Here is a 6,767-nt window from a genome sequence, read left to right as displayed (position 1 = left end):
CAGGGCCGGCCGGGTCGACCGGGTGCTGGCAGCCGAGGGCAGCCTGGTGGCGGCCGGCGACATCCTGGTCGAAATGGACACGGATGAGCTGTCGGCGGCCCATGACCGGGCCAAGGCAGAAGCCGCCCTGGCGCGCCAGACCAAGGCCGAGGCCGAGGCGCTGGTAGTCCAGCGCCAGAGCGAGCACCGCCGGGCCGAGCATGAGCTGGCACGCGCCACCGCCCTCCTGGCCGGGCACAACATCTCCGAAACCGTGTTTGAGGAACGCGACACCGCGCACCAGGTCGCCGAGGCGGTGCTGGGCGCGGCGCAGGCGCGGGTGGCCACCGCGGACGCCGGGATTGCGGCGGCAGAGGCAGAGGTCCGCCGCATCGCCGCGCAGATCGAGGACAGCACCCTCACCGCGCCGATGCCGGGCCGGGTGCTCTACCGGCTGGCAGAACCGGGCGAGGTGGTCGGCGCCGGCGGGCCGATCCTGACAATGCTCAGCCTTGAAAACATCTACATGGAGGTGTTCCTGCCCGCCCGCGAGGCCGGCCTCCTGCCGATCGGCGCCGAGGCCCGCATCGTGCTGGATGCGCTGCCCGATTACGCCATTCCCGCAACAGTCACCTTCGTGTCGCCGGAAGCCCAGTTCACCCCCAAGCAGGTGGAAACGCTCAGCGAGCGCGAGCAGCTGGTGTTCCGCGTCCGCGTCCGCATCCCGCAGGATCTGGTGGCCGCGCGGATCGAACACGTGAAAACCGGCCTGCGCGGCATTGCCGTGATCCGGCTGGATCCGGCCAGCGAATGGCCCGAAGCGCTGGAGCGGCGCATCCCGCCTGAGCTGTTCGAATGACCGCCGCCGCAGGCAGTGCCGGCATACGCGTCGCGGACGTCACTCACCGGTACCGCAAGCACACCGCGCTGGACGCACTGTCGCTGGACCTGCCGCCGGGCCGGCTGGTTGGCTTCATCGGGCCGGACGGGGTCGGCAAGTCGACCCTCCTCAGCCTGATCACCGGCGCCAAGAAACTGCAGGCGGGAAGCATAGATGTCCTCGGCGGCCCCATCGGCGACGCGGCGCACCGGCGCCGCATCTGCCCCGCGATTGCCTTTATGCCGCAGGGGCTGGGCCGCAACCTCTACCCGGAACTCTCCGTGCGCGAAAACCTCGAGTTCTTCTCGCGGCTGTTCGGCCAAGGCGAGGCAGAGCGCGAGGCCCGGATCGCGGCGCTCCTCACGGCAACCGGGCTGGCGCCTTTTGCGGACCGGCTGATGGGCAAGCTGTCGGGCGGCATGAAGCAGAAGCTGGGGCTGTGCTGCGCCCTGATCCACGACCCCAAGCTGCTGGTGCTGGACGAGCCGACCACCGGCGTCGACCCGCTGTCGCGCCGCCAGTTCTGGGCGCTGATCAGTGCCATCCGCGGCCAAAGTCCCGGCCTCTCCGTGCTGGTCTCGACCGCCTATATGGAGGAGGCGCAGAGCTTTGACTGGATCGTCGCCATGGATGCAGGCCGCGCCCTGTACCAGGGCACTCCGGACGGGCTGCGGGGCGGGGCTGAAGACCTCGAAACCGCTTACCGGCAGCTGCGGGCGCAGGGGAAATCAACGCCGGTTCAGGACCAGACCCAGGCCAAGCACGGCGGCGGCGAAGCGGTCATCACCGCCCGCGGGCTGACCCGCCGCTTCGGCGACTTCACCGCCGTTGATCATGTCGATTTCAGCATCGCCCAGGGCGAGATCTTCGGTTTTCTCGGCTCCAACGGCTGCGGCAAGTCGACAACCATGAAAATGCTGACCGGCCTGCTGCCGATCAGCTCCGGCGAGGCGCAGCTGTTCGGCAAGCCGGTGGATGCCCGCAACCGCGCCATGCGCCGCGAAACCGGCTACATGAGCCAGGCGTTTTCGCTCTATGGCGAACTGACCGTGCAGCAGAACCTGCAGCTCCACGCCCGCATCTTCGCGATTGCGGACCGCGAGGCCAGGGTCGAAGAATTGACCCAGCGCTTCGGCCTTGCGGAGCACAGCACCACCCTGGCCGCCGCCCTGCCGCTTGGCATCAAGCAGCGGCTGTCGCTGGCGGTTGCGGTGATCCACCGCCCGCGGGTGCTGATCCTGGACGAACCGACTTCCGGCGTCGACCCTGAGGCCCGCGACATGTTCTGGGCGCTGCTCCTGGAACTGTCGCGCAACGAGGGCGTGACGATCTTTGTCTCCACCCATTTCATGGGCGAGGCCGAACGCTGCGACCGGGTTTCCTTCATGCACGCGGGCAAGGTTCTGGCCGAAGGCACGCCCAAGGCGCTGATGGCATCGCAGGCCGCAGACACCCTGGAACAGGCCTTTGTCGCCATCCTCAAGGCCGCCGATCCCCCAGCCCCGGTCACGGCCCCGGAAACCGCCGTGCAGGCGGACACCGCCTCGGCAGGCGGCGGCCTCACCCGCGCCCTGGCCTATGCGCGGCGCGAAACTGTCGAGGTCCTGCGCGACCCTGTGCGCCTCGCCTTTGCCTTCCTCGGCTCGGTGATCCTGATGCTGGTGTTCTGCTTCGGCATTTCGCTCGACATCGAAGAGCTGGACTATGCCGCATTGGACCTGTCGCAAAGCCCCGAAAGCCGCGCCTACCTCGCAGAAATCTCCGGCTCCCGCTACTTCAGGCCAACACCGCCCCTGGCCAGCGCTGCCGAGGGCCGCAGCCGCCTGGTCTCGGGCGAGGTCTCGCTGGTCATCGAGCTACCCCCCGATTTCGGCCGCAAGCTGCGCGCGGATGAACCGGCAGAGGTGCTGGCCATTGTCGATGGCGCCATCCCCTTCAAGGGTGAGACGGTGGAGGGCTACGCCGCCGGGCTGCATCAGACCTTCCTGAGCGCGCAGGCCGCCGCCAGCGGCACCCGCCCGGCCGAAATCGCCCGGATCGAGCCGCGCTTCCGCTACAACCAGAGTTTCGAGAGCATTGCCGCAATGGCGCCTGCGATGCCCGCAATCCTGCTGATCATGCTGCCCGCGGTGCTGATGGCGGTCAGCGTCGCGCGGGAGAAGGAGCTGGGCTCGGTCACCAATTTCTACGTCACGCCGACAACCCGGCTGGAGTTCCTGATCGGCAAGCAGATCCCCTATGTCGTGATCGCCTACGCCAATTTCCTGCTGCTGGCCGGGATGACCGTCGCGGTCTTCGGGGTGCCGCTCAAGGGCGACCCGCTGCCGCTGGCCGTCGGCGCGCTGCTCTATGTCTGGGCCACCACCTCCTACGGGCTGCTGATCGCCACCATGACCTCCAGCCAGGTGACGGCGACCTTTGCAACCGCCATCGCCTCGGTGGTGCCGACAATCCAGTTCTCCGGCTTCCTGCAGCCGGTGTCCACGCTGGAACCCGGCGCCCAGACCATCGGGTCGCTGTGGCCCTCCTCCTACTTCCTGCACCTGAACGTGGGCGCCTTCACCAAGGGGCTGGGCTGGGAGGCGCTGCTGCCGGACATTCTGGCGCTGGCCTGCTTCGGGCCGGCGTTCACGCTGCTGGCTGCGCTGTCGCTCCGGGCACAGGAGAAGTAGATGCAACGGCTTTCCTGCATATTCTGGCTCGGCCTCAAGGAAATGATGAGCCTGCGGCGCGACTGGGTGATGATGGCGCTTCTGGTCTGGTCCTTCACCCTGTCGCCGGTGATGGAGGCCACCGGGGTCGCAACCTCGGTCAACAATGCCTCGATCGCCTTTGCCGACGAGGACAACTCGCCGCTGTCGCGCAACCTTGCCGCAGCGTTCTTCCCGCCCGAGTTCCAGCCGGTGGTGCAGATCGAACCGGGCACCGGCGCCGCCCGGATGGATGCCGGCGACTTCCTGTTTGCCGTCGCCGTGCCGCCCGGGTTTGAACAGGACGTGCGCGCCGGACGGGTGCCGGAAATTCAGGTTCTGATCGACGCCACCGCGATGGAGCAGGCGGGCATCGGCGTGCATTACATCACCAGCATCCTCAGCGCCGAGATCCGCCGCTTCGCCATCGGTGCAGATCTGGCCCAGCCGCAACCCCTCGGCATCATCATCCGCAGCGCCTTCAACCCCAACCGCGATACCGTCCGCTTTGCCGGCATCAACGCGCTGATCGGCCAGATCATGTGGCTGACCACAATCCTCACTGGTGCCGCGATGATCCGAGAACGCGAGCACGGCACCATCGAGCATCTGCTGGCGATGCCGCTTTCGCCTTTCGACATTGCCGTGGCCAAGATCTGGGCCAACGCCGCAGTGGTGCTGGCCGCGGCAGCGCTGTCGCTGGCCTTTGTGATGCAGGGGGTGCTGGACATCACCATCGCGGGGTCCAAGATGCTGTTCCTCTGCGGCACGGCGCTGTTCCTGTTCACCGCAACCGCGCTTGGGGTGTTCCTGGCAACGGTGGCGCGCTCAATGGCGCAGTTTGCGCTGCTGGTGATGCTGACCATCCTGCCAATGCTGATGCTCTCGGGCGGCGAAACCCCGGTGGAAAGCCAGCCGGACTGGCTGCAGGCCGCCACCGTCATCCTGCCCTCGCGCCACTACATGGCCGCCAGCCAGGCCATCGTCTTCAAGGGCGCAGGGTTCGAAACCGTCTGGCCGGAACTGCTGTGGATGGCGCTGCTCGGCGCCGCGCTCCTGGCCACCAGCCTCTTGCTGTTCCGCCGCTCCGTGGCGCACGACAGCTAGCGTCAGGGCCTCAGCGGATCACAACAACGGTGCACTTGGCATGGCGCACAACGCGCGCCGCCGTCGAGCCGAGGAAATAATCCTGCAGCCCGGGCCGGTGCGAGGCAATCACAATGCAATCGGCGCCATGCGCTTCGGCGTAATCAGTGATCGTGCGCCCGGCATGGCCGGTGACCACATCCGCCTTGACGCCAGCCACCCCGCCCAGGTCTGCCTTGAGCTCTGCCAGCATCTCTGCGCGGGTGTTCTCCAGCAGGCCCTCCGGCAATTGCTGCACCACATAGCCGGGGATCTCATCGGCCACGGTCAGCGCTGTGATCCTGGCATCGCTGTCCGCCAGCAGACGGGCAGCCTGCAGCGCGCTGGCGCTGTCGGCGCCGTGGTCCGGGGCAATGGGAACCAGAATATTCTTGTACATGGTGTTCCTCCTCAGATGTTGCTCAACGTTACGCCCGCAGCCTCCGGCCCGCATTGACCAAGGTTATCCGCCCTCCCCCGCGGCACGCCTCCCTGCCGCGCAGGCCTCCCGGAGTCACTCCGGCAGCAGAGCAGCCTTCACCCGCCCGGCAACCTCATCCTCGGTGCCGCTGCAGCTGATCCGGGTCCAGTCCGCAGGATCCGCGCCACGCCTCATCTGCGCATGCAGCACATCTGCGTCCGCATCCGAGGCATCATTGGTGCGCGCTTCGATGCGGCGCTCCAGTTCTGCGGGGTCGCCATGCAGCCATATGGCATCGAACGGCACCCCCAGCCTGTCTGCCAGCGTCCGCACCGCATCCCGGTATTCCGCCGCCAGGAAAGTCGCGTCCACCACTGCGCTGTGCCCGGCGCGCAGCACCCGCTCGGCCCGGTCCAGCAGCCGGGCATAGACCTCCGCGGTCACTTCCGGCCGGTAGCTTTCGGCGGGCAGATGGGCCAGCGGATCGGCTCCGAACAGCGCCTTGCGCTCCACGTCGCTGCGCAGGTGGACCGCGCCGGGCCGCGGCGCCAGATGCGGCGCCGCCCGCGCCGCGACCGTGGTCTTGCCGGTACCCGACAACCCGCCCACAGCCACCAGCCGCGGCCGCGCCGGCGCCAGGCAGGCCGCCGCCAGCTCAAGATAATCCCGCGCCTCCCGCGCGGCCCCGGCGGAACCGTTTCCCGCCATGGCCTGCACCGCAACCATCGCCCGGATCGCCGCGCGCAGCGCCATGAACAGCGGCAGCGCCGCCAGCCCGCCGAGATCCCCGGCGGCCTGCAGATAGCTGTTCAGCGCCGCGTTCGCCTGCACCCGCGCATCCCGGTGCAGCAGATCCATCAGCAGGAAGGCGAAGTCATAGAAGACATCGCAGGTGCCCAGCCGCTCATCGAACTCCAGCGCGTCAAACGGCACCACCCTGCCGCCGATCAGCACCAGGTTCCGCAGGTGCAGATCGCCGTGGCACCGCCGCACGAATCCCGCCGCCGCGCGCTGCTCCAGGCATGGCGCGGCATCCGCAAAGGCCCGCCCGGCCGCTTCCAGGAACGCATTCACCCGGCCGCGGCCAAGCACCTCCCCCATGCCGCCAAGCGCCTCCCGCAGCTCCTCGACGATTTCCCCGATCAGGGCGGCCCCGTCCGCGCTGCGCCGCTCCGCTTCCGCGTGATAGGCGGCCACCGCGGTGCCCAGCCGCCGCGCCAGATCAGTCGTCAGCCCGCCGCCATCGGCAATGCGGCTCAGCTCCGCCTCCCGCGGGAACCGGTGCATCCGCAGCGCGTATTCGACGGCAGGCCCCGCCCCCTCCAGCGCCAGGCTGCCTCCGGCCTCGCGGGTGACCGCAACCACCCGGTCATAGATCTCCGGCGCCGCCGGGGCGTTGAGGGCAAGCTCGCGCTCCAGCACGTCCTTGCGGGCCTGCAGCGAGGAAAAATCCAGGTAGCTGTAGCGCACTGCCCGCTTGATCTTGAACGCCAGGCTGCCGACCAGGAACACATGCGCGGAATGGGTCGTCACCACTTCAACCGGCGCGTCCCCGCCATAAGCTGACGGATCGCTCAGAAAGGCCACCACTTCTGCCTGCCGGGTTTCATCTGGATGCATAGGCTTACCCCCGGCGCAGCCTACCAGAGGCGGCGCCCCGCCGCCTTGAGCA

5 protein-coding genes are annotated in these 6,767 nt (G+C 68.4%); 3 read left to right on the top strand and 2 right to left on the bottom strand.

Annotated elements, in window-relative coordinates:
- The 3 genes from LHL23_RS22345 to LHL23_RS22335 form a co-directional block, all read left to right on the top strand.
- Window positions 1–838 (top strand): HlyD family secretion protein (locus LHL23_RS22345; RefSeq protein ID WP_226431610.1); only part of this gene is annotated, 838 nt, incomplete at its 5' end.
- Window positions 835–3,531, top strand: a complete 2,697-nt coding sequence (rbbA, locus tag LHL23_RS22340) for a ribosome-associated ATPase/putative transporter RbbA (protein WP_226431609.1) — start codon at window positions 835–837, stop codon at window positions 3,529–3,531. The genes LHL23_RS22345 and rbbA, both read left to right, overlap by 4 nt.
- Window positions 3,532–4,656 (top strand): ABC transporter permease, encoded by a 1,125-nt coding sequence (locus LHL23_RS22335; RefSeq protein ID WP_226431608.1) that lies wholly within the window; start codon window positions 3,532–3,534, stop codon window positions 4,654–4,656.
- A gap of 10 nt (window positions 4,657–4,666) precedes the next feature.
- Here LHL23_RS22335 and LHL23_RS22330 read toward each other — a convergent pair whose 3' ends face one another.
- Together LHL23_RS22330 and LHL23_RS22325 are read right to left on the bottom strand one after the other, a co-directional pair.
- Window positions 4,667–5,074 (bottom strand): universal stress protein, encoded by a 408-nt coding sequence (locus tag LHL23_RS22330; protein WP_226431607.1) that lies wholly within the window; start codon window positions 5,072–5,074, stop codon window positions 4,667–4,669.
- 114 nt (window positions 5,075–5,188) lie between these two features.
- Window positions 5,189–6,715, bottom strand: a complete 1,527-nt coding sequence (locus tag LHL23_RS22325) for a bifunctional aminoglycoside phosphotransferase/ATP-binding protein (protein WP_226431606.1) — start codon at window positions 6,713–6,715, stop codon at window positions 5,189–5,191.
- Window positions 6,716–6,767: the final 52 nt, after the last annotated feature.

Source organism: Leisingera sp. McT4-56, from assembly GCF_020514995.1.
GTDB lineage: Bacteria > Pseudomonadota > Alphaproteobacteria > Rhodobacterales > Rhodobacteraceae > Leisingera > Leisingera aquaemixtae_A.
The sequence above is the reverse complement of the archived record's forward strand: the minus strand, read 5'-3'. Positions and strand labels throughout refer to the sequence as shown.

Coding starts and splice junctions, on each gene's coding strand:
- rbbA (WP_226431609.1), top strand. CDS start 835: ATGACCGCCGCCGCAGGCAGTGCCGGCATACGCGTCGCGGACGTCACT.
- LHL23_RS22330 (WP_226431607.1), bottom strand. CDS start 5,074: ATGTACAAGAATATTCTGGTTCCCATTGCCCCGGACCACGGCGCCGAC.
- LHL23_RS22335 (WP_226431608.1), top strand. CDS start 3,532: ATGCAACGGCTTTCCTGCATATTCTGGCTCGGCCTCAAGGAAATGATG.
- LHL23_RS22325 (WP_226431606.1), bottom strand. CDS start 6,715: ATGCATCCAGATGAAACCCGGCAGGCAGAAGTGGTGGCCTTTCTGAGC.